At 70.0% G+C, this 18,933-nt stretch carries 21 protein-coding genes; 15 read left to right on the forward strand and 6 right to left on the reverse strand.

Going from position 1 to position 18,933, the window contains the following annotated elements; translation table 11 throughout:
• The coding region (locus MFF58_RS32295) for a sugar phosphate nucleotidyltransferase (RefSeq protein ID WP_283206453.1) at positions 1-129 on the reverse strand (129 nt) is incomplete at its 3' end.
• 198 nt (positions 130-327) lie between these two features.
• Here MFF58_RS32295 and selA point away from each other — a divergent pair.
• Entirely contained in the window at positions 328-1,773 is a 1,446-nt protein-coding gene (gene selA, locus MFF58_RS18505) for an L-seryl-tRNA(Sec) selenium transferase (protein ID WP_238290288.1), read from the forward strand.
• A 131-nt stretch (positions 1,774-1,904) separates the two neighbouring features.
• Complete coding sequence (locus tag MFF58_RS18510) at positions 1,905-2,375, forward strand: MarR family winged helix-turn-helix transcriptional regulator (RefSeq protein ID WP_238290289.1); 471 nt, start codon at positions 1,905-1,907, stop codon at positions 2,373-2,375.
• A 183-nt stretch (positions 2,376-2,558) separates the two neighbouring features.
• Here the strand turns inward: MFF58_RS18510 and rplI are convergent, their stop codons facing one another.
• From rplI to rpsF, 4 genes are all read right to left on the reverse strand, one after another.
• Positions 2,559-3,131, reverse strand: a complete 573-nt coding sequence (gene rplI / locus MFF58_RS18515) for a 50S ribosomal protein L9 (RefSeq protein ID WP_238290290.1) — start codon at positions 3,129-3,131, stop codon at positions 2,559-2,561.
• Between the two features lie 41 nt (positions 3,132-3,172).
• Positions 3,173-4,186, reverse strand: coding sequence for a DUF2232 domain-containing protein (locus tag MFF58_RS18520; RefSeq protein WP_238290291.1), 1,014 nt, complete (start codon positions 4,184-4,186; stop codon positions 3,173-3,175).
• Positions 4,187-4,314: 128 nt separating this feature from the next.
• Positions 4,315-4,566 (reverse strand): 30S ribosomal protein S18, encoded by a 252-nt coding sequence (rpsR, locus tag MFF58_RS18525; protein WP_007561044.1) that lies wholly within the window; start codon positions 4,564-4,566, stop codon positions 4,315-4,317.
• Between the two features lie 3 nt (positions 4,567-4,569).
• On the reverse strand, positions 4,570-5,034 hold the full coding sequence (gene rpsF / locus MFF58_RS18530; protein ID WP_238290375.1) for a 30S ribosomal protein S6: 465 nt from the start codon (positions 5,032-5,034) through the stop codon (positions 4,570-4,572).
• Positions 5,035-5,619: 585 nt separating this feature from the next.
• Between rpsF and MFF58_RS18535 the strand changes: the two genes are divergently transcribed.
• From MFF58_RS18535 to dxr, 13 genes are all read left to right on the forward strand, one after another.
• Positions 5,620-6,369: a pyridoxine 5'-phosphate synthase gene (locus MFF58_RS18535; RefSeq protein WP_238290292.1), complete on the forward strand. Its 750-nt coding sequence runs from the start codon at positions 5,620-5,622 to the stop codon at positions 6,367-6,369.
• Positions 6,366-6,776, forward strand: a complete 411-nt coding sequence (acpS, locus tag MFF58_RS18540) for a holo-ACP synthase (RefSeq protein WP_238290293.1) — start codon at positions 6,366-6,368, stop codon at positions 6,774-6,776. Before MFF58_RS18535 ends, acpS begins: the two co-directional genes overlap by 4 nt.
• A 197-nt stretch (positions 6,777-6,973) precedes the next feature.
• Positions 6,974-7,759 carry a signal peptidase I gene (gene lepB, locus MFF58_RS18545; protein WP_238290294.1) on the forward strand — a complete coding sequence of 262 codons (786 nt, stop codon included), beginning with the start codon at positions 6,974-6,976 and terminating at the stop codon, positions 7,757-7,759.
• A complete protein-coding gene (gene rnc, locus MFF58_RS18550) occupies positions 7,756-8,535 on the forward strand; it encodes a ribonuclease III (RefSeq protein WP_238290376.1) in 780 nt (259 codons plus the stop codon). Before lepB ends, rnc begins: the two co-directional genes overlap by 4 nt.
• Positions 8,532-9,536, forward strand: coding sequence for a GTPase Era (gene era / locus MFF58_RS18555; RefSeq protein ID WP_238290296.1), 1,005 nt, complete (start codon positions 8,532-8,534; stop codon positions 9,534-9,536). Before rnc ends, era begins: the two co-directional genes overlap by 4 nt.
• Before the next feature lie 151 nt (positions 9,537-9,687).
• Positions 9,688-10,593: a class I SAM-dependent methyltransferase gene (locus tag MFF58_RS18560; RefSeq protein WP_238290298.1), complete on the forward strand. Its 906-nt coding sequence runs from the start codon at positions 9,688-9,690 to the stop codon at positions 10,591-10,593.
• Positions 10,590-11,330, forward strand: a complete 741-nt coding sequence (locus MFF58_RS18565) for a pseudouridine synthase (RefSeq protein WP_238290299.1) — start codon at positions 10,590-10,592, stop codon at positions 11,328-11,330. Before MFF58_RS18560 ends, MFF58_RS18565 begins: the two co-directional genes overlap by 4 nt.
• A 568-nt stretch (positions 11,331-11,898) precedes the next feature.
• A complete protein-coding gene (locus tag MFF58_RS18570; RefSeq protein WP_238290300.1) occupies positions 11,899-12,966 on the forward strand; it encodes a 30S ribosomal protein S2 in 1,068 nt (355 codons plus the stop codon).
• Positions 12,967-13,085: 119 nt separating this feature from the next.
• Complete coding sequence (gene tsf / locus MFF58_RS18575) at positions 13,086-14,012, forward strand: translation elongation factor Ts (protein WP_238290301.1); 927 nt, start codon at positions 13,086-13,088, stop codon at positions 14,010-14,012.
• A 445-nt stretch (positions 14,013-14,457) separates the two neighbouring features.
• A complete protein-coding gene (pyrH, locus tag MFF58_RS18580; protein WP_238290302.1) occupies positions 14,458-15,180 on the forward strand; it encodes a UMP kinase in 723 nt (240 codons plus the stop codon).
• A 391-nt stretch (positions 15,181-15,571) separates the two neighbouring features.
• Entirely contained in the window at positions 15,572-16,135 is a 564-nt protein-coding gene (gene frr, locus MFF58_RS18585) for a ribosome recycling factor (RefSeq protein ID WP_238290303.1), read from the forward strand.
• A gap of 19 nt (positions 16,136-16,154) precedes the next feature.
• Positions 16,155-17,012, forward strand: a complete 858-nt coding sequence (locus MFF58_RS18590; RefSeq protein WP_238290304.1) for a phosphatidate cytidylyltransferase — start codon at positions 16,155-16,157, stop codon at positions 17,010-17,012.
• Positions 17,013-17,031: 19 nt separating this feature from the next.
• Positions 17,032-18,210 (forward strand): 1-deoxy-D-xylulose-5-phosphate reductoisomerase, encoded by a 1,179-nt coding sequence (dxr, locus tag MFF58_RS18595; RefSeq protein ID WP_238290305.1) that lies wholly within the window; start codon positions 17,032-17,034, stop codon positions 18,208-18,210.
• A 16-nt stretch (positions 18,211-18,226) separates the two neighbouring features.
• Here the strand turns inward: dxr and MFF58_RS18600 are convergent, their stop codons facing one another.
• Positions 18,227-18,865, reverse strand: a complete 639-nt coding sequence (locus MFF58_RS18600; RefSeq protein ID WP_238290306.1) for a TetR/AcrR family transcriptional regulator — start codon at positions 18,863-18,865, stop codon at positions 18,227-18,229.
• Positions 18,866-18,933 lie beyond the last annotated feature (68 nt).

The following is an 18,933-nucleotide window of genomic DNA, read 5'->3' on the forward strand; positions in this document are numbered from 1 at the left end:
GGTCGAGGCCTGCGCATCCACAAGCCGGGCGAACTGCTTGGGCATGCTCTCCCGCGAGGCCGGCCACAGGCGCGTGCCCGTCCCACCACACAAAATCATCGGGTGAATGAGGGCAGAAGAGCGGGACATGCGGGTGTCTCCCGAGAGGGCTCGGCGGGTCTGCGGTGTCGCGCGGCGTGCACCGCCCCATAAGAGGGCAGAGTACCGCCGGCCAACGGATTTGCGAGACTGGCCTTAACGTCCGGTCGGGCACAGAACAACCTGCGCAAATTATCCGTGCTCGATTGGACTGGCCGTGTACAGGAGGCTTATTATCTCTCGCTACGCATGAGTTCATCGATTCAGAAAAATCCGTCCCCGGGCGCCCTGGCGCAGGGTCCTCGTCGGCTGCCCTCGGTCGAGCGCCTGGTGGCCGGCGCCGACGGGGACGATCTGGCCGTCTATGGGCGGACGGCCTTCACCGACGCCATCCGGACCGTGCTCGCGGGGCTCCGGGCCGCGGGTGGTCGGGTGCCGGACGACGCCGAGATCCGTGCCGCAGCGGTCGGACGGCTGGTCGCCGAGCGACGGCGGTCCCTCCGGCCGGTCTTCAACCTCACCGGCACGGTCCTGCACACCAATCTCGGTCGTGCCCTGTTGCCCCGGTCGGCCGCCGAGGCGGTGGCGGCCGTGATGGTGCAGGCGAGCAACCTCGAATACGATCTCGCGACCGGCGCCCGGGGCGAGCGCGACGATCACGTCGAAGCCCTGATCTGCCGCCTGACGGGCGCCGAGGCTGCGGTCGTCGTGAACAACAACGCGGCCGCCGTCCTGCTGGTTCTGAACGCACTCGCCATGCGCAAGGAAGTAGTGGTCTCCCGGGGCGAACTGGTGGAGATCGGCGGATCCTTCCGGATCCCGGACGTGATGGTGCGGGCCGGCTGCCGGCTGCGCGAGGTCGGCACCACCAACCGCACGCACCTGCGCGACTTCGCGGACGCGATCGGGCCGCGCACCGGCCTCGTCATGAAGGTTCATCCGAGCAACTACGCCATCGCGGGCTTCACGGCCGCCGCCGATCCGGCCGCCCTGCACGCCCTGTGCCGCGAGCGCGGCGTGCCGCTGGCGGACGACCTCGGCAGCGGCAGCCTCGTGGACCTCGCCGCCTACGGCTTGCCGCCCGAGCCGACGATCCGGGCCGCCCTGGAGCGGGCCGACGTCGTCACCTTCAGCGGCGACAAGCTCCTCGGCGCCGTGCAGTGCGGCATCGTGGCCGGCCGGACGGACCTGATCGCCCGGATCCGCAGGAACCCGCTGAAGCGGGCCCTCCGGGTCGACAAGATGACCTACGCCGCGCTCGAAGCGGTGCTGCGCCTGTACCTCCACCCCGAACGGCTGGCCGAGGAGCTGCCGACGCTCCGGCTGCTGACCCGCGACCGGGCGGCGATCGCGGCGCGCGCGCGGTGCCTCGCCCCCGCGGTGGCTGAACGGCTGTCGGGATGGGCTACGGTCTCGGTGGCCGAGTGCATCAGCCAGATCGGCTCCGGGGCCCTTCCGGTGGAGACCCTGCCCAGCGCCGCCCTGGTCCTCACGCCGGATCCGGCCGGCGGCGAGCCGCGCCGCGGCGCGGGGGGGCGCTGCAAGCGCCTGGCCGAGCGCCTGCGCACCCTGCCGGTACCGGTGATCGGGCGCATCAGCGACGATGCCGTCGTGCTGGATCTCCGGACGTTGGAGGACGAGGCCGGCCTGCTCGACAGCCTGGCGGCGCTCCCGCCACGGGGGCAGGGGGGATGAACCGCTCGGATTTGTCAGAAAACCTGTTGCCGCGCCGGACCTTGTGCGCCGACCGCGCGTGTTGTGGTATACGGACTGACCCGCGGTCGCGGTCGAGAGTAGCGGTGCCCGGACCGCGATAGGCGAGCGATATGGTGCCCAAGGTCGAGACGATGGAGGCGGAGCGCGAGGTCGATCCGCTCCTTCTGGACAACCAGCTATGCTACGCGCTCTACGCAGCCGCGCACCGGATGACCAAATCCTATCGGCCGTTCCTTGAGCGGCTGGGACTGACCTATCCGCAATACCTCGTCCTCCTGGTGCTCTGGGAGCAGGACGGTGTCACGGTCTCCGAGATCGGTCGCCGGCTGCGCCTCGATTCCGGCACGCTGACGCCGGTTCTGAAGCGGCTGGAGAATTCCGGCTTTCTGCGCCGCACCCGCCGTCAGTCCGACGAGCGCGAGGTGGAGATCGCCCTGACGCCGCAGGGCGCGGCGCTGCGCTCCGAAGCCGTGTCGGTCCGCGAGAGCGTGATGTGCCAGCTCGAACTCAGCGAGCCGGAGATCCGTGCCCTGCGCAAGGATCTCAGCCTCGTCATCGATCGGCTGAGCGTGAACGAGTGAGGGCGGCGTATCCCGGAAGGGGGCTGCCGCGGAACTAAGGTGTCTGCCGAAGTCCGGGGCGGGTGCCGATCGCCGCACCCGCCCCGGGATCTGGCGCAGGACTGCGCCGCGCGAGCGGCTCGGCAACACGCCTCTTTCGCAAGCCCGGCCGATGCTCAGACCGGCCGGGCCATCGAACGTGAATCAGCCGCGGTCGTCGGCACCCTCGCCGGCATCGGCCAGCGCCATGCCGACCTCGAGACCCAGATCGTCGAGGTTGAACGCCTCGCGCTCGGTGACGGACTCGCCGCGAGCCTGACGCTCGGCCTCCTCGGGGCTGCGGGCGACGTTGACGGTGATCTCGACCTCGACCTCGGGGTGCAGCACCACCGGGACCTTGTGGAGGCCCAGCGTCTTGATCGGCTGGTTCAGGGTGAACTGGCCGCGATCCACCGTGAAGCCCTCCTTGGCGACGACCTCGGCGAGGTCGCGGGTCGAGACGGAGCCGTAGAGGACCCCGGTCTCGCCCGACTGGCGGATCAGGACGAAGCTCTGACCGTTCAGCTTCTCGGCGACGGCCTCGGCCTCCTTCTTGCGGTCGAGGTTGCGGGCCTCGAGCTGGGCGCGCTGGCCCTCGAAGTGCTTCTTGTTGGCTTCCGTCGCGCGCAGGGCCTTGCCGCGGGCGAGCAGGAAGTTGCGGGCGAAGCCCGGGCGGACGTTCACGGTCTCGCCCATCTGGCCGAGCTTGGCCACGCGCTCGAGCAGGATCACTTCCATGGACTTTCTCCTTCAGGTGTTTGGCCTCAGGGGCCGGGGTCTCACGGCGCCGGACTGTCCTTGGGACGTCGGCGGTCGAGGGCGGTGTCGGCGAGGCCGAACACGGTGAGGGCGACCAGGGCGATGCCCTGGGTCACGAACAGGATCAGGTACATGCCGAACAGCATGAGCCCACGCCCCGGGCGACCGCGGGAGCGGTCGTGGAAGGCGGCGAGGCCCTGGAGCGCGAAGGCGGCGCTGAAGGCGCCGACCAGCGCCACCCCGAACACCCCGACATAGCCGGGGGCGAAGCACATCAGGATCGCGGCCGCCAGGGTCGCCAGCGTCGTGCGCGGCATGGCGGTCGACGGAAGATCGGGCCAGGGCCGGGGGAGGCGGCCGGAGATCCTCACGATCCGGGCCGAGGCCCAGAGGTAGAAGGTCAGAAGCAGCGCCAGACCGTTGGCCGCGAAGGCCGGTACGACCCGCGCCAGGGCATCGGCCATCTCGGTGCGCGTGACGTCCGCGGCGTCCGAGTCCGGCGCGCCCTTCGGCTCCGGCGCGGTCTCCTGGGAGTCGGCCGCCTCGGCTTCGCGGGTCCGGCCGGCGTCGGGGCGGGTCGCCGGCATCCGCGTCTGGACCAGAGTCTGGGCGAGCCCGCGCAGCTGCGCGTCGAAGGCCGCGTGGTTCGGCGAGGACAGGACCGCGATGGCGATGAAGGCGAGAGCGGCCGTCGCGGCGATCCAGCCGAGCAGGCGCCCCGTCGGATACCACTCCAGGCCGGCCGGAGTTTCGCGCCCGAGGAGCGTGAGATAGGCGAGCCACCACGCGGGCAGGGCGATGTAGGCGCCGAAGGCGAGGCCCATGAAGGGCGCGATCACCAGGACGAGCACGAGGCTGCCGGTGGCGGCCGCAGCCAGCGCGGCCTTGTGGCTCCAGCCGAGCCCCACGATCAGGATCGGCAGCGGGGCCACGAGGTAGAGCAGGATCGCCAGCGGGGTCGCCTTCAGAAGCACTCCGAACAGGAGTGCCGAGACGAGGCCCGCGCCGATACCGATGCCGATATGCTGTGCCATGGGTTCCGCTGTCCCGCTGCCGCTCCGGCAGGGTTAGAGGCGGCTTCCCGCCCCAACGATCAGGCGACCTCGGCCGCCCTCTGCGAGGGCCGGCCCGGGCTGATGCCGGACCGGCGGGTTTGCGTGTCTTACTTGATCACGTACGGCAGCAGGCCGAGGAAGCGGGCGCGCTTGATCGCCTGGGCGAGCTCGCGCTGCTTCTTGGCCGACACCGCGGTGATCCGCGACGGCACGATCTTGCCGCGCTCGGACACGTAGCGGGACAGGAGCTTGACGTCCTTGTAGTCGATCTTCGGCGCGTTCGCGCCGGAGAACGGGCAAGTCTTGCGACGACGGAAGAAGGGACGGCGTCCGCCGCCTGCACCAGCACCGAAAGCCATGGATCAGCCCTCCCCGCCGAAGCTGCGCTCGCCGCGGTCACCACGATCGCCGCGGTCACCCCGGTCGCCACCGAAGCCGCCGCCACCGCCGAAGCCCTCGTCGTCACGACGACGGCCGCGCTCGCGGTCCTTGCGGTCGTCACGGTCGCGCTTCTGCATCATGGCGGACGGCTCGGAATCGAGCTCCTCGACCCGGATGGTCATGAAACGCAGCACGTCCTCGGAGATCTGCATCTGGCGCTCCATCTCGGTGATGGCGGCCGGCGGCGCATCGATGTTGAGGAGCGCGAAATGCGCCTTGCGGTTTTTCTTGATCCGGTAGGCGAGGGACTTCACACCCCACATCTCGATCTTTTCGAGACGGCCACCGTTCTGCTCGATCACACCCTTGTAGGTGTCGATCATCGTCTCGACCTGCTGGGACGTCACGTCCTGGCGAGCCAAGAGCACATGCTCGTAGAGAGGCATTGTCGGGCCTTTCAGCGTCAAAAGGAGCCCGACCGCCGGGAGGCGGCTGATTCGGGCCGGTTCATCTCGCGCAACGCTCGGCGCCAAGCCCTTCGAGCCGATTTTCAGGCCCGAGCGGTTGATCGAAGGCGGAGACACCGGACGACGGGATCCGCGAGGAGCCCTGTGCCGCAAGCGGCACCGTCCGTTCAGCCCCCGGCCGGAGCGAACGTGAGGGGCGGCGCATAGTCGGTTTTTTCCGGCCTGACAAGTCGGCGACGCGGTTGTGGACCGGCGCCGCTGGCGCGGCCCGTCCGTGCCCTGGATCCTCGATCGGGTTTCGCGCGGGGTTCCCGGACGCTCCGCCTCGCCCGGGCAAAGCGGCGCCGGATGAACCACCAGCCCTTCTCCGCGCCTTGGGAAAGCCGATGGCAGGTGATCGGGGACCCGGCACAGGCCGTGGGGTCGCGTGGCCCGCCGCGTGTCGGCCGCGTCTTGCCGCAGGACGGGAACGCCAGCATATCGCAGCCGTGAGCCCGGCACGCGGTAGGCCCCCGACCCTCCGCGCAACTCTGCCGGATCCGCCGGCACGGGATGGACGAACGGATGACCTCCGAAAAGCTGCGCCTCGGCGTCAACATCGACCACGTCGCCACCGTACGCAACGCCCGCGGCGGCGACTATCCCGATCCGGTGCGGGCCGCGCTGCGCGCCGTCGAGGCAGGTGCCGACGGCATCACCGCGCATCTGCGGGAGGACCGGCGCCACATCCGCGACGCCGACATCGCGAAGCTCAAGCGGGGTCTCTCCGTGCCCCTGAATTTCGAGATGGCGGCGACCGACGAGATGGTGGCGATCGCGCTCGCCACCCGCCCTCACGCGGCCTGCCTCGTCCCGGAGAAGCGCGAGGAGCGCACCACCGAGGGCGGCCTCGACATCATCGGAGGGCGCGACCATCTGGCCCCGCGCGTCGGGGCTCTGGCGGAGGCGGGGATCCGCGTCTCGCTGTTCGTCGAGCCTGAGCCGACGGTGATGGAGGCGGCCCGGGCGCTGGGGGCGCCGGTGGTGGAACTCCATACCGGCAGCTATTGCGAGGCGGCGCTCAGGGACGATTCCGAGCGCACGGCCTACGAACTCACCCGCATCCGGCGCGCGGCCGAGCACGGGGCCGGACTCGGCCTCGAGATCCATGCCGGCCACGGGCTCACCCTCGGCAGCGTCGGCCCGGTCGCGGCGCTCCCGCAGATCCGCGAGTTGAATATCGGCCATTCGCTGATCGCCGACGCCATCTTCGTCGGCCTTGAACAGGCGGTGCGGGACATGCGGTCCGCGATTGATCGGGCGCGGCGCCCATGATCATCGGGATCGGATCGGATCTCTGCGATATCCGACGCATCGCGCGGACCCTGGAGCGGCACGGCGACCGCTTCACCCACCGGGTGTTCACCGACGGGGAGCGGGCGCGCTGCGACCGCCGGGCCGCCCGCGCGGAGGGCTATGCGAGGCGCTTCGCCGCCAAGGAGGCCTGCGCCAAGGCCCTGGGCACCGGCCTCAGCGGCGGCGTCTTCTGGCGCGACATGGAGGTGGTGAACCTCCCCTCCGGCCAGCCGACACTTCGGCTCGCCGGTGGCGCGGCCGAGCGGCTCGCGGCGTTGATGCCCGAAGGACATGCGGCGCGTCTGCACGTGAGCCTCACCGACGATCCGCCCATGGCCCAGGCCTTCGTGGTCATCGAGGCGCTGCCGGCGGCCGGTGCCGGTTGAAGACGGGTCTCGCGGATTAGACGGCCGGTCTCGCGCGTTGCGGGGGGCTCGCGCATGGTCTAGACCGCCGCGCACAGCGGACACGATTGCGGCGCATTCCTCGGGCCAACCGCACATCGAAGCCGCGCAAGCCGCGCGCGGCGGGCCCCCCCGCTGGCGGCAGGCGACGGAACCTCAACCGAAGACGGAACGCGCGCGTGGATTACGACGGCAAGCCGCTCAGGAAACCCGCCGAGACCGGCACCTGGGCCAGCATCCGCGAGACGCTGAAGGTCGGCATCCAGGCGCTCCTGATCGCCCTGGTGGTGCGGACGCTGCTGTTCCAGCCGTTCAACATCCCCTCCGGCTCGCTGGTCCCAACCTTGCTGATCGGCGATTACCTGTTCGTTTCAAAATATTCCTACGGCTATTCGAAATACTCGCTTCCCCTCTCCGAATACATTCCGATCCAGGCTGAGGGCCGGGTCTGGGGCGCGGAGCCGAAGCGCGGCGACATCGCGGTGTTCAAGCTGCCCAAGGACAACGCGACCGACTACATAAAGCGGGTGATCGGCCTGCCGGGCGACAAGATCCAGATGATCGACGGCGTGCTCAACATCAACGGCAAGGCGGTCAAGCGCGAACGGATCGCCGATTACGAGACCACCGATCCCTACGGACAGGCCACCAAGGTTCCGCAATACACGGAAACCCTGCCCAACGGCGTGGTCCACCGGGTGATCGAGCGCGACGGCGACAACGGCTTCTGGGACAAGACCGAGCTTTATACGGTCCCGCCCGGTCACTTTTTCATGATGGGCGATAACCGCGACAACTCCACCGATTCGCGCGACCTCGCCAGCGTCGGCTACGTTCCCTTCGCCAACTTGGTCGGGCGCGCCGAGATGATCTTCTTCTCCATCGACGAGGGCACCCCGGCGTGGCAGGTCTGGAACTGGCCGGCCCACGTGCGCTGGTCGCGCCTGTTCTCGACAATCCATTGACCGGACCGGACTTGGACGACGCTGCCCAGCCCCGCACTTCCGCCCGGGGGCGACGCGCCCACAAGCCACGTCCGCCGCTGGGCGCGCTGGAGGAGCGGATCGGGCACCGGTTCGACGATCAGGATTTGCTGACCCGCGCGCTGACCCATACCAGCAAGGCCAGCGGCCGGGGGGGCAGCTACCAGCGCCTCGAATTTCTCGGCGACCGCGTTCTCGGCCTGGCGGTGGCGGACCGGCTCTACGGCGCATTTCCGGACGCCGACGAGGGTGATCTCTCCCGACGGCTCGCCGCACTGGTCCGGCGCGAGACCTGCGCGGTCGTGGCCGCCGCCTGGGAGGTCGGGCCGCACCTCATCCTCGGTCAGGGCGAGGTGATGGGCGGCGGCCGGCGCAACCAGACGATCCTGGCCGACGTCTGCGAGGCGATCCTGGGCGCCATCTACCTCGATGCCGGTTTCGATGCCGCGCGGGCGGTGGTCGAGGCGCATTTCCGGCCGGGCGAGCCGAACGCGGCACCGCGGGGCCGCGACGCCAAGTCCGCCCTTCAGGAATGGGCTATGGGCCGCAGCTTGCCGATCCCTACCTATGAGGTGGTGGAGCGCACCGGTCCCGACCACGCGCCCCGGTTCCGGATCGCCGTGCTGGTGGAGGGGCTCGAGCCCGGCCACGGGGACGGCACGTCGAAGCGAATTGCCGAACAGGCCGCCGCCCAGGCGCTGTTGGAGCGGGAGGGCATTGGGGCCTCGCCGGAGGTGGGGTCCACGGAGACAGCATGAACGCGCACGAGCAGGACGAGCAGGACGGGCACGAGCAGGACGGCCCCGACGATGCGCTGACCTCCGAGGCGGCGCGCGACCCATCGGCGCTTCCGGGCACGCCCGCCGACGCCAGGGCGGGCTTCGTCGCGCTGATCGGCGTGCCGAACGCCGGCAAGTCGACCCTCCTGAACAGCCTCGTGGGCACGAAGGTCTCGATCGTCTCCCGCAAGGTTCAGACGACCCGGGCGCTGGTGCGGGGAATCCTCATCGAGGGCTCGGCCCAGGTGATCCTGGTCGACACGCCCGGCATCTTTGCGCCCAAGCGCCGCCTCGACCGGGCGATGGTGCACTCCGCCTGGAGCGGCGCCGCCGACGCCGACGCGGTCTGCCTGCTGGTGGATGCGCGCAAGGGCATCGATCAGGAGGTAGAGGCGGTCCTCGGGCGGCTCGGCGAGGTGAAGCGCGAGAAGATGCTGATCCTCAACAAGATCGATCTGATCCCACGGGAGCGGCTGCTCGATCTCGCCGCCAAGCTCAACGCCGTCTCGCCCTTCGCCGAGACCTTCATGATCTCGGCTCTGAAGGGCGATGGCGTGGCGGACCTGCGGCGGGCTCTCGCGGCCCGGATGCCGCCGGGACCCTGGCTCTACCCGGAGGATCAGGTCTCGGACGCGCCCCTGCGCATGCTGGCGGCCGAGATCACCCGCGAGAAGATCTACGACCGGCTGCACGAGGAACTGCCCTACCGCTCCACGGTGGAGACCGACCAGTGGCAGATCCGGCCCGACGGGTCGGTGCGGATCGAGCAGACGATCTTCGTCGAGCGGGAGAGCCAGCGCTCGATCGTCCTCGGCAAGGGCGGCCAGACCATCAAGGCGATCGGGCAGGCGGCCCGGGTCGAGATCGCCGAGGCGGCCGACGCCAGGGTCCACCTGTTCCTGCACGTGAAAGTGCGGGAGAACTGGGCCGACGATCCGGCCCGCTACCGCGAGATGGGCCTGGAATTTCCCCGCGGCTGACTTGGCGGCCCGCGCCCGGAAGGCTGGGCATCCCGGTGCGTTTCGGTATAAGGCGCGGCGTTCCCCCGGATGAACCGAGTCGGGCGCGGGTCTGCCCCGCTCCGCCGCGGATTCGCGTTCCGGAATCGGCCCTCCAGATCCCGAACCCTTCATGCGACATGCCGTCTACGGCTTGCCGCCGATGGACCTCGCCGAGGTTCCCGGCGATGCCGTCCAGTACTCTCCCCTGATCCCCGGCGCGGCCCGGTTGGAGGATTTGTCCGAGAACAGCCTCGACGCCGCCACCGTGCTGGCGCCGCCCGGCACGATCGAGCGGCGCTACGTGCTCGCCCAGGTCCTGCGTGCCCTTGGGCCGGGCGGGCGCATGGTCGCCCTGGCGCCGAAGGACCGGGGCGGCACCCGCTTGGCCAAGGAACTGGCGACTTTCGGCTGCGTGGCCGCCGATCAGCCGCGCCGGCATCACCGGATCTGCACGACCGAGCGCCCGCAGGATCCCGCCGGCCTCGCCGAGGCGATCGACGAGGGCGGTCCGCGCCACGTGGACAACCTCGCCCTGTGCACCCAACCCGGTATCTTCTCCTGGGACCGGCTGGATCCCGGCACGGCGCTTCTCCTGGCAAATCTGCCGGTCTTGAAGGGCCGGGGTGCCGATTTCGGTTGCGGCCTGGGCATCCTGTCCAGGGCGGTGCTCGCGTCCGACGCGGTGACTGCGGTGACGCTGGTGGAGATCGACCGACGGGCCGTCGAGATGGCGCGCCGCAACGTCGCCGACCCGCGCGCGACGATCCACTGGGCGGATGTGCGCGCGCCCGACGTGGTGCCAGATCTTCTCGATTTCGTCGTCACCAATCCACCCTTCCACGAGGGCGGTGCCGAGGACCCGTCCCTCGGGCGAGCGTTCATCGCGCGGGCTCGCGAGGTGCTGCGGCCGGGCGGCACGCTCTGGATGGTGGCCAACGCGCACCTGCCCTACGAGGCCGCTCTGCGCGAGGTGTTCCGGGCCGTCACCGTCGCCGTGCAGGCGAACGGCTACCGCGTCTACGAGGCGCGCCGGTGAGCGCGGCAAAATCGGTCCGGCTCGACAAGCTGCTGGCCAATCTCGGCTACGGCTCGCGGCGCGAGATCCAGGGCCTCGCCCGGTCCGGCGCGATCCGCCTCGACGGCGCGGAATGGCCGGAGGCCGGCGATCGGATCCCCCTCGATCCGGATCTGCCGCAGCGACTGACGATCGACGGGGTGCCCCTCGATCCGCTGCCTGGCCTCTGCCTCATGCTTCACAAGCCTCTGGGCGTGACCTGCTCGCACAAGGAGGCGGGTCCGCTGGTCTACGGGCTTCTGCCCGAGCGCTGGCGCCGCCGCGACCCGCCGCTCTCGACGGTCGGGCGGCTCGACAAGGACACGTCGGGCCTGCTGCTCCTCACCGATGACGGCGCGCTCCTGCACCGGATCATCAGCCCGAAGGCCAGCGTGGCGAAGCGCTACCGCGTGACTCTCGACCGACCGCTGAGCGGCCGGGAGGCCGGGGTCTTCGCCTCGGGGACGCTGATGCTGGAGGGCGAGGAGCGCCCGCTGCTGCCGGTGGGTCTCGATGTCGAGGATGAAACGCACTGCGCGGTGACGCTGACCGAGGGCCGCTACCATCAGGTTCGCCGGATGTTCGCCGCCGTGGGCAACCACGTCACGGCCCTGCATCGGGACCGGGTCGGCGGTCTCGCCCTGCCGACGGATCTGGCGGCGGGGGGCTATCGCGTCATGACCGCCGCCGATGTGGCGGCGGTGTTCGCGGGATTGTGACGCGTCCGGGTGAGCACCGGGCGAGAGCGCCGGGCGCGCCGCCCCGGCCTTGGCTTCGCTAAGACCTCCGCTCGGTGCGGTAAGAGCTCTCCGTTCCACTGGAGGGGTCTAGACGCGTCCCGGAGCGTCGACCGCGACGGTCACGGCGTCCACCATCGCGACCGCCGGCGCCGCGCTGCGCGCCGTGAAACCTCTCCGCGGTGGTGAATGGAGGCGGCATCGCGACGGCTCTCCTGCTAGACCCGGTTCGCATTCCGCGGACGCTGCAGGTGCCCGGCAAGGGACGGGGACGCGGCGCTCCCGCTTCCCTTCCGGGACAGCCGAACCGCACTGGACGGCGATCGGAGGCCCGGCACTGGACCCGTCGCGACCGGACCCCGGCCCGTCATGGCGGGTGCGGAACGCGGCACCGCTCCGCGCCTTGCCTTCGCACCCGCCCTCTGCTAAGCGCCCGCCTATCCCACACGCGGAGCCGGCCTCATGCCTGAATGAGGCGTTTCCGGTGGTCGTCCGAGATTTCGGCCGGCTGCATCCCTCCGCGGCGGATCCAACCGGAGAGTACAAAGACATGGCCGTCGACTTTTCTATGCGTCAGCTCCTCGAGGCGGGCGCCCATTTCGGTCACCAGTCCCACCGCTGGAACCCGAAGATGCAGCCGTACATCTTCGGCACGCGCAACAACATCCACATCATCGACCTCGCCCAGACCGTCCCGGCGCTGCACACGGCGCTGCAGGCGGTGAGCGACACCGTCGCCAAGGGCGGCCGCGTGCTGTTCGTCGGCACCAAGCGCCAGGCGGCCGACACGATCGCCGAGGCGGCCAAGCGCTCGGCCCAGTACTACGTCAACTCCCGCTGGCTGGGCGGCATGCTCACCAACTGGAAGACCATCTCGGGCTCGATCTCGCGCCTGCGGAAGGTCACCGAGACCCTGGAGACCGGCGGTCCGGGCCTCACCAAGAAGGAGCGCCTGATGCTCTCCCGTGAGAAGGAGAAGCTCGAGAAGGCGCTGGGCGGCATCAAGGATATGGGCGGCGTGCCCGACCTGCTGTTCGTGATCGACACCAACAAGGAGCAACTGGCGATCAAGGAGGCGAACCGCCTCGGGATCCCGGTGGCCGCGATCGTCGACACCAACTGCAATCCGGACGGCATCACCCACATCGTCCCCGCCAACGACGACGCGGGCCGGGCCATCGCGCTGTACTGCGACCTGATCGCCAAGGCCGCCATCGACGGCATCTCGCGTGCCCAGGGCTCGTCGGGCATGGACCTCGGCGCCTCCGAGGAGCCGATGGCTGAGGAGCTGCCGGCGAACGACGACGCGGCCGTCTCGGTCGAGTCCGACGCCCTCGATCCGGCCGACGTGGCGATGCTCGCCGAGTCGACCGAGCATTTCGAGCTGCTCGCCGCCCCGCGCGGCGCGCCGGACGACCTGACCAAGCTCAACGGCGCCGGCCCGCAGATCGTGCAGAAGCTCAACGATGCCGGCATCTATCACTACTGGCAGCTCGCCGCGATGACCGCCGAGGACGTCGCCAAGGTCGATGCCGACCTGAAGCTCAACGGCCGCATCGACCGTGATTCGTGGGTCTCGCAGGCCCGCGGCTTCGTCGAGGCCGCTGCCGCGGCCTGATCCATCGGGGATGTCGCGGCGGCCCCGTCATCGGGCTGTCGCGGTTCCAGCCATACCGGGCCCGGCCGCTCACCCGCGCGCCGGGCCTCTCTCATCCAGACCGTACGAAAGGGACCGCCATGGCCAACATCACCGCCGCGATGGTGAAGGAGCTCCGGGAGAAGACCGGCGCCGGCATGATGGACTGCAAGGGCGCGCTCAACGAGACGCAGGGCGACATCGAGGCCGCCGTCGACTGGCTGCGCAAGAAGGGTCTCGCCAAGGCGGCCAAGAAGGCCGGCCGCGTCGCGGCCGAGGGCCTGGTCGCGGTCGAGTCGGCCGGTCATCACGCCGCGGTCGTCGAGGTGAACTCCGAGACCGACTTCGTCGCCCGCAACGACGCATTCCAGGCCTTCGCCCGCGAGGCCGCCAAGATCGCGCTCAACACCGACGGCACTCTGGAAGGTCTCCAGGCCGCCCACTTCCCGGGCGCCACCGAGACCGTCTCGGAGAAGCTACAGGCTCTGATCGCCACCATCGGCGAGAACATGAACCTGCGCCGCGTCGCCAAGCTCCAGGTGAAGAAGGGCGTGATCGCCTCTTACGTGCATAGCCAGATCTCCGAGGGTCTCGGCAAGATCGGCGTGCTCGTCGCGCTCGAGTCCGAGGGCGATGTCGACGCGCTCTCAACGCTCGGTCGCCAGATCGCCATGCACGTCGCGGCGACCAACCCGGTGGCGCTCGATGCCTCGGGCGTGGACACCGCCACGGTGGAGCGCGAGTCCAACATCCTGCGCGAGAAGAACGCCGGCAAGCCGGACTACGTCCTCGCGAAGATCATCGAGAGCGGCCTGAAGAGCTACTACAAGGAGGTCACACTCCTGGAGCAGCCCTTCGTGCACGATGGCTCGAAGACGGTCAGCCAGGTCCTTAAGGAGGCCGGCTCCAAGGTCGGCGGCCCGGTCGCCCTGACGGGCTTCGTCCGCTACGCGCTGGGCGAGGGCATCGAGAAGGAAGAGGGGCCTGACTTCGCCACCGAGGTTGCCCAGCAGGCCGGCCGCGCCTGACGGAGGACGCCCGGCCGCGGCCGGGCCCTGACGCTATCGACCCCGTCCGGCGCTCCCCGGGCGGGGTTTCTCGTTTTCCGCCTCCCGGAGACGTTCCGCTCCGCATCGTGTTGCGGCGCACACGCCGTTTTGCGGCACTGCGCTACATCGTGTGTATGCCTTTGAAACCCTTCTCCTACCTGATGATCGGCGTGTTCGCGTCCGGCCTCGTCATGACCGTCCTCGGTGCCGTGGGAGTCCTGACCGGCAGCTGAAATCGGGCGCCGGCATGCCGTTGGTCATGCCGGCGCCTCACCTGAGAGCGGATCGCCCGCTCATCGGTGCATTCGGGGGGCGCGTTGTCGCGCCTCAGCCGACGGGATCGATTCGAACCCCTCGACGCGGCTCCTGTCCCTGACGTAGAAGCCTCCCGCTTGCGCGGAGCGGGATGGAGCCGGAAAGCCCGATGCCGGATACGACACCGTTTCGCCGAATTCTGCTGAAGCTGTCGGGCGAGGCTCTGGCCGCCCCGGACGGCTACTGGCTGCACCCGCCGACGCTGGCGGCTCTAGCCGAGGACATCGCCCGCACCATCGAGGCGGGGGCCGAGATCGCCATCGTGGTGGGCGGCGGCAACATGATCCGCGGCGCGCGGATCTCGGCGGCCGGCTGGATCGACCGGGCCACCGGAGATTCGCTCGGCATGATGGCCACCGTGATGAACTCCCTGGCCATCGAAACGGCGCTCAACGCAGCGGGCGTCCAGGCCCGGACGATGTCGGCGGTGTCGATGCCGACGATCTGCGAGACCTATGCCCGCCAGCCGGCCCTGCACCATCTCGACAAGGGCCAGGTCGTGGTCCTGGCCGGCGGCACCGGCAACCCGTTCTTCACGACCGATACCGCCGCGGTCCTCCGCGCCGCCGAGCTGCGCTGCGACGCGGTGCTGAAGGCGACGCAGGTCGACGGTGTCTACTCGGCCGATCCCAAGAAGGATCCGACCGCCACGCGCTACGATCGCATCACCCACGACGAGGCCATCGCCCGCGACCTCAAGGTGATGGACACCGCCGCTTTCGCCCTGGCCCGCGAGAGCCGGCTGTCGATCCTGGTCGGCTCCCTCCACCCCCCGAGCTCGATCGCCACGATCCTGTCGGGTGAGGCACCCTCGACCCTCGTGGCCCCCTGACGGGTCAACTCCACCCGCGCGGTGCGAGGCCATCCTCCCGAGCGGGCGGACGGCGTAATGGGGCAAGGTCCGATGACAGCTCTTGCACGGGCCACGATCTGAGGCGGGCTCAGGGATCCGGACGCCTGGTAGCGCGGAAGTCCGGGACAGGATTCCGAGGTTCTGGCGCGCTCCGGGTGCCTCGGACGAGGGCGGCTGGCACGGGGAGATCCGCCTGTTGGCGCCTGCGGCGAGGAGCCTAGGCGTCACACCCGCCCGTTCCACCGGTTGCACCCTGCCTGAGCTCCCGACGAGCGGAAGACGGTTTGCGGCCCCGAAAAAATTCGTCCATTGAGGCCGCGATTGCCCGCGCCGGGCTCAAGACGACGTCAGACGTGTCGGGACGACCATCATGGCCACACCGGAATTCGACCTCAACGACATCAAGCGCCGCATGCAGGGCGCGGTGTCCTCGCTCTCGAAGGACCTCGGGTCGCTGCGCACCGGGCGCGCCACGCCCTCGCTGCTCGACCCGATCCAGGTCGATGCCTACGGCTCGATGATGCCGATGGCGCAGGTCGCCACCGTCAGCGTGCCGGAGCCCCGGCTCCTGTCCATCTCCGTCTGGGACCGCAGCATGGTCACGGCCGTCGAGAAGGCGATCCGCGAATCCGATCTGGGCCTCAACCCCCAGACCGAGGGCCAGACCATCCGCCTGCGCATCCCAGAGATGAACGAGCAGCGCCGCAAGGAGATGGTCAAGGTCGCCCACAAGTATACCGAGGAGGCCCGCGTCGCCGTCCGTCACGTCCGCCGGGACGGCCTCGACCACCTCAAGAAGCTCCTGAAGGACAGCGCTATCTCGGAGGACGACGAGAAGCGTCAGGCCACCGACGTGCAGAAGGCGACGGACCAGACCATCGCCGAGATCGACGGCGTGCTGGCCTCCAAGGAGAAGGAAATCATGCAGGTCTGAGGCACAGGCCGAGACCCGCGTGACCTCCGCTGCCGCTCCGGCCGCGCGTCCCAAGGGGCGGCGTGAACTCTGGCTGCGCGTCGCGTCGGGCCTCGTGCTCGGAGCCGGCGTGCTGGCCGCCCTGGTCTATGGGGGCTGGCCCTTTGCGGGGATCTGGCTCGCCGCCGGAATCATCGGCTTCGCCGAGTGGATGGTGATGAGCCGCACCGAGCCCCGCGAGGTGTTGATCGCCCTCGGTGCAGCGACGCTGGGCGCGCTGCTGCTCTGCCAGCGCGGCGAAGCTCCGGCACCCGCCTGCATCGCGGTGCTGCTGCTGGGAGCCGCCGCCTGCGCGACGGTGGCACGGACCGGGCGCGGTAGGCTCCGCGCCTTCGTCGGCTTGCTCGGTGCGGCCGCGATCGCGGCGGTGCCGGTGGCCCTGCGCGACGATCCCGCCATTGGTCTTGTCGGGCCGGCCTGGATGTTCGCGGTGGTCTGGTCCACCGATATCGCCGCCTACTTCGCCGGCCGGAAGATCGGCGGCCCGAAGCTGATGCCCCGGGTGTCGCCCAACAAGACGTGGTCTGGGGCCCTCGGGGGCCTGCTGGGCGCTGTTGCGGCAGGGACCCTGGTCCCGGTGGTCGCTGACCTCACCGGAATGCCTCTGCCCAGTGCCGCGTCCCTGCCGGTGGTGGCCGGCGTGAGCGCGCTCGCCTCGGTCCTGAGCCAGGCTGGCGATCTCATCGAGTCGGGCCTCAAGCGCCGCTACGGCGTGAAGGATTCCGGCAAGATCATCCCGGGCCATGGCGGCGTCATGGACCGGCTCGACGGATTCTTCGCGGTCGCCGTGCTGGCGGCCCTCTATCTCGCCCTGCGCGGGGGCGGTCTGATCGCGTGACGATGAGGGAGTTGAACCCGTGACCCAGATCGTCACCGTCTTTGGCGCCACCGGCTCGATCGGCCGCTCCACCGCCGACCTGCTCGCCCAGCATGCCGACCGGTTCCGCGTCGGCGCCCTGGTCGGCGGCAAGGATCCCGTCGCCCTGGCCAAGGTCGCACGCGAGCTGAACGCCTCCTTCGCGGCCCTCGCCGACGAATCCGCCGGCCCGGCGCTCGCCGAGGCCCTGTCGGGATCCGGGATCCCCAACGGGGCGGGGGAGGGCGCGGTCATGGAGGCTGCCGCCCGGGATGCCGACATCGTCGTGGCGGCCGTGAGCGGCGCCGCCGGGCTGAAGTCGACCCACGCGGCGCTCCGGCTGGGCCGGACGGTCGCGCTCGCCAACAAGGAAAGCCTCGTCTGCGCCGGCGACGCCTTCATGCGCGACGCTGCGCGCTACGGCGCCACGATCCTGCCGATGGATTCCGAGCACGACGCCCTGAGCCAAGCGCTCGCCGGGCGGCCGCTCACCGACGTCCGCACCATGATGATCACGGCCTCGGGCGGCCCGTTCCGCACCTGGACCCGGGAGCGGATCGCCGCCGCCTCGGCCGCCGAGGCCGCCGCCCATCCGACCTGGTCGATGGGCATGAAGATCAACATCGATTCGGCGAGCCTGATGAACAAGGGCCTCGAGCTGATCGAGGCGCACCACCTGTTCGGCATCGAGCCCGAGCGCCTCGACGTCGTGGTGCACCCGCAATCGGTGATCCACGGGATGGTCTACTGGCTCGACGGCGCCGTGACCGCCGAACTGGCGCTGCCCGACATGCGGGTGCCGATCTCCCACTGCCTCGGGCTCGGCGACCGGCTCACCATCGAGCGGGGGCGCCCCCTCGACCTCGTGAAGCTCGGGTCGCTGACCTTCGAGGCGGCGGACGAGGCGCGGTTCCCGTGCCTGCGGATCGCCCGGGCGGCGCTGGCTGCCGGCGGCGCGGCGCCGACCGTGATGAACGCGGCCAACGAGATCGCGGTGGCGGCCTTCATCGCGGGCCGGATCGGTTTCTACGGGATCAACGACTTGGTCGAGCGCGCCTGCTCACACTTCGCCGGGCAGTACCGGAGCGCGCCGGCCGACGTGGACGAGGCCCTCGCCATCGACGCCCACGTGCGGGTCTGGAGCGCCGAAGCCCTGCCGGAGCTGCGCGCCGCGGGTTAGGAGCGGCGGTCGCGCCTCAGCGCACCGGCGCGTAGGCGGCGAGGAATACCCGCACCGCCTCGGCGGTCTGGAAGCGTCTTCGCGCCTCGTTCGCATCGCCTCCGGCGGCGAACAGCATGCGCGTGAGCAGACCGGCCAGGCAGAGATGCAGGAAGTGCTGGGCCGCGAGGGTCGTGTCGGCGATGCGCAGCCGGCCGCCTTTCACCTGCACGTCGAGATAGGCCGCCAGCCGCGCCACGCCGCGGGCCGGGCCGGCCTCGTAGTAGACCTGCCCGAAATGCGGAAACTTCTCGCAGACGCCGATCACCATGCGATGCACCGAGATGTGCTCCGGCCGGGACATCTCGGCGAGGAAGCTCATCCCGAGGCGGGTGAGGACGGCGGGAATATCGGTATCCTCCGGGTCGAAGGTGAACAAAGTCTCGGCCAAGCTGATCTTCTCTTGAAGGATCAGGGCCTCGAACAGCGCTTCCTTGCTGTCGAAATAGACGTAGAGGGTGCCCTTCGAGACGCCGGCGGCGCGGGCGATCTCGCCCATGCTCGCCCCGTCGTAGCCGGCCGAGAGGAAGACGGTCCGCGCGCCCTCCAAGATTTGGCGGCGCTTGTCACTCTCTTGTGCGGTTGTACCCCGCTCCAAAGCTGCACCCTGCGCCATCGTCCCGCCAGCGTCCGAGACGCCGCCCTGCTTGACCGAACCGTTCGGTCAACATAACCTGCGGCCAA

Origin of the sequence: Methylobacterium longum (assembly GCF_022179385.1) — a bacterium.
GTDB lineage: Bacteria > Pseudomonadota > Alphaproteobacteria > Rhizobiales > Beijerinckiaceae > Methylobacterium > Methylobacterium longum.

What these genes read in the sequence shown, in the direction of transcription:
- era (WP_238290296.1), top strand. Translation starts at nt 8,532, where the DNA reads ATGAACGCGCACGAGCAGGACGAGCAGGACGGGCACGAGCAGGACGGC.
- rplI (WP_238290290.1), bottom strand. Translation starts at nt 3,131, where the DNA reads ATGGAAGTGATCCTGCTCGAGCGCGTGGCCAAGCTCGGCCAGATGGGC.
- selA (WP_238290288.1), top strand. Translation starts at nt 328, where the DNA reads ATGAGTTCATCGATTCAGAAAAATCCGTCCCCGGGCGCCCTGGCGCAG.
- tsf (WP_238290301.1), top strand. Translation starts at nt 13,086, where the DNA reads ATGGCCAACATCACCGCCGCGATGGTGAAGGAGCTCCGGGAGAAGACC.
- MFF58_RS18535 (WP_238290292.1), top strand. Translation starts at nt 5,620, where the DNA reads ATGACCTCCGAAAAGCTGCGCCTCGGCGTCAACATCGACCACGTCGCC.
- MFF58_RS18570 (WP_238290300.1), top strand. Translation starts at nt 11,899, where the DNA reads ATGGCCGTCGACTTTTCTATGCGTCAGCTCCTCGAGGCGGGCGCCCAT.
- rpsR (WP_007561044.1), bottom strand. Translation starts at nt 4,566, where the DNA reads ATGGCTTTCGGTGCTGGTGCAGGCGGCGGACGCCGTCCCTTCTTCCGT.
- MFF58_RS18600 (WP_238290306.1), bottom strand. Translation starts at nt 18,865, where the DNA reads ATGGCGCAGGGTGCAGCTTTGGAGCGGGGTACAACCGCACAAGAGAGT.
- rpsF (WP_238290375.1), bottom strand. Translation starts at nt 5,034, where the DNA reads ATGCCTCTCTACGAGCATGTGCTCTTGGCTCGCCAGGACGTGACGTCC.
- MFF58_RS18560 (WP_238290298.1), top strand. Translation starts at nt 9,688, where the DNA reads ATGCGACATGCCGTCTACGGCTTGCCGCCGATGGACCTCGCCGAGGTT.
- MFF58_RS18520 (WP_238290291.1), bottom strand. Translation starts at nt 4,186, where the DNA reads ATGGCACAGCATATCGGCATCGGTATCGGCGCGGGCCTCGTCTCGGCA.
- frr (WP_238290303.1), top strand. Translation starts at nt 15,572, where the DNA reads ATGGCCACACCGGAATTCGACCTCAACGACATCAAGCGCCGCATGCAG.
- MFF58_RS18510 (WP_238290289.1), top strand. Translation starts at nt 1,905, where the DNA reads ATGGTGCCCAAGGTCGAGACGATGGAGGCGGAGCGCGAGGTCGATCCG.
- pyrH (WP_238290302.1), top strand. Translation starts at nt 14,458, where the DNA reads ATGCCGGATACGACACCGTTTCGCCGAATTCTGCTGAAGCTGTCGGGC.
- acpS (WP_238290293.1), top strand. Translation starts at nt 6,366, where the DNA reads ATGATCATCGGGATCGGATCGGATCTCTGCGATATCCGACGCATCGCG.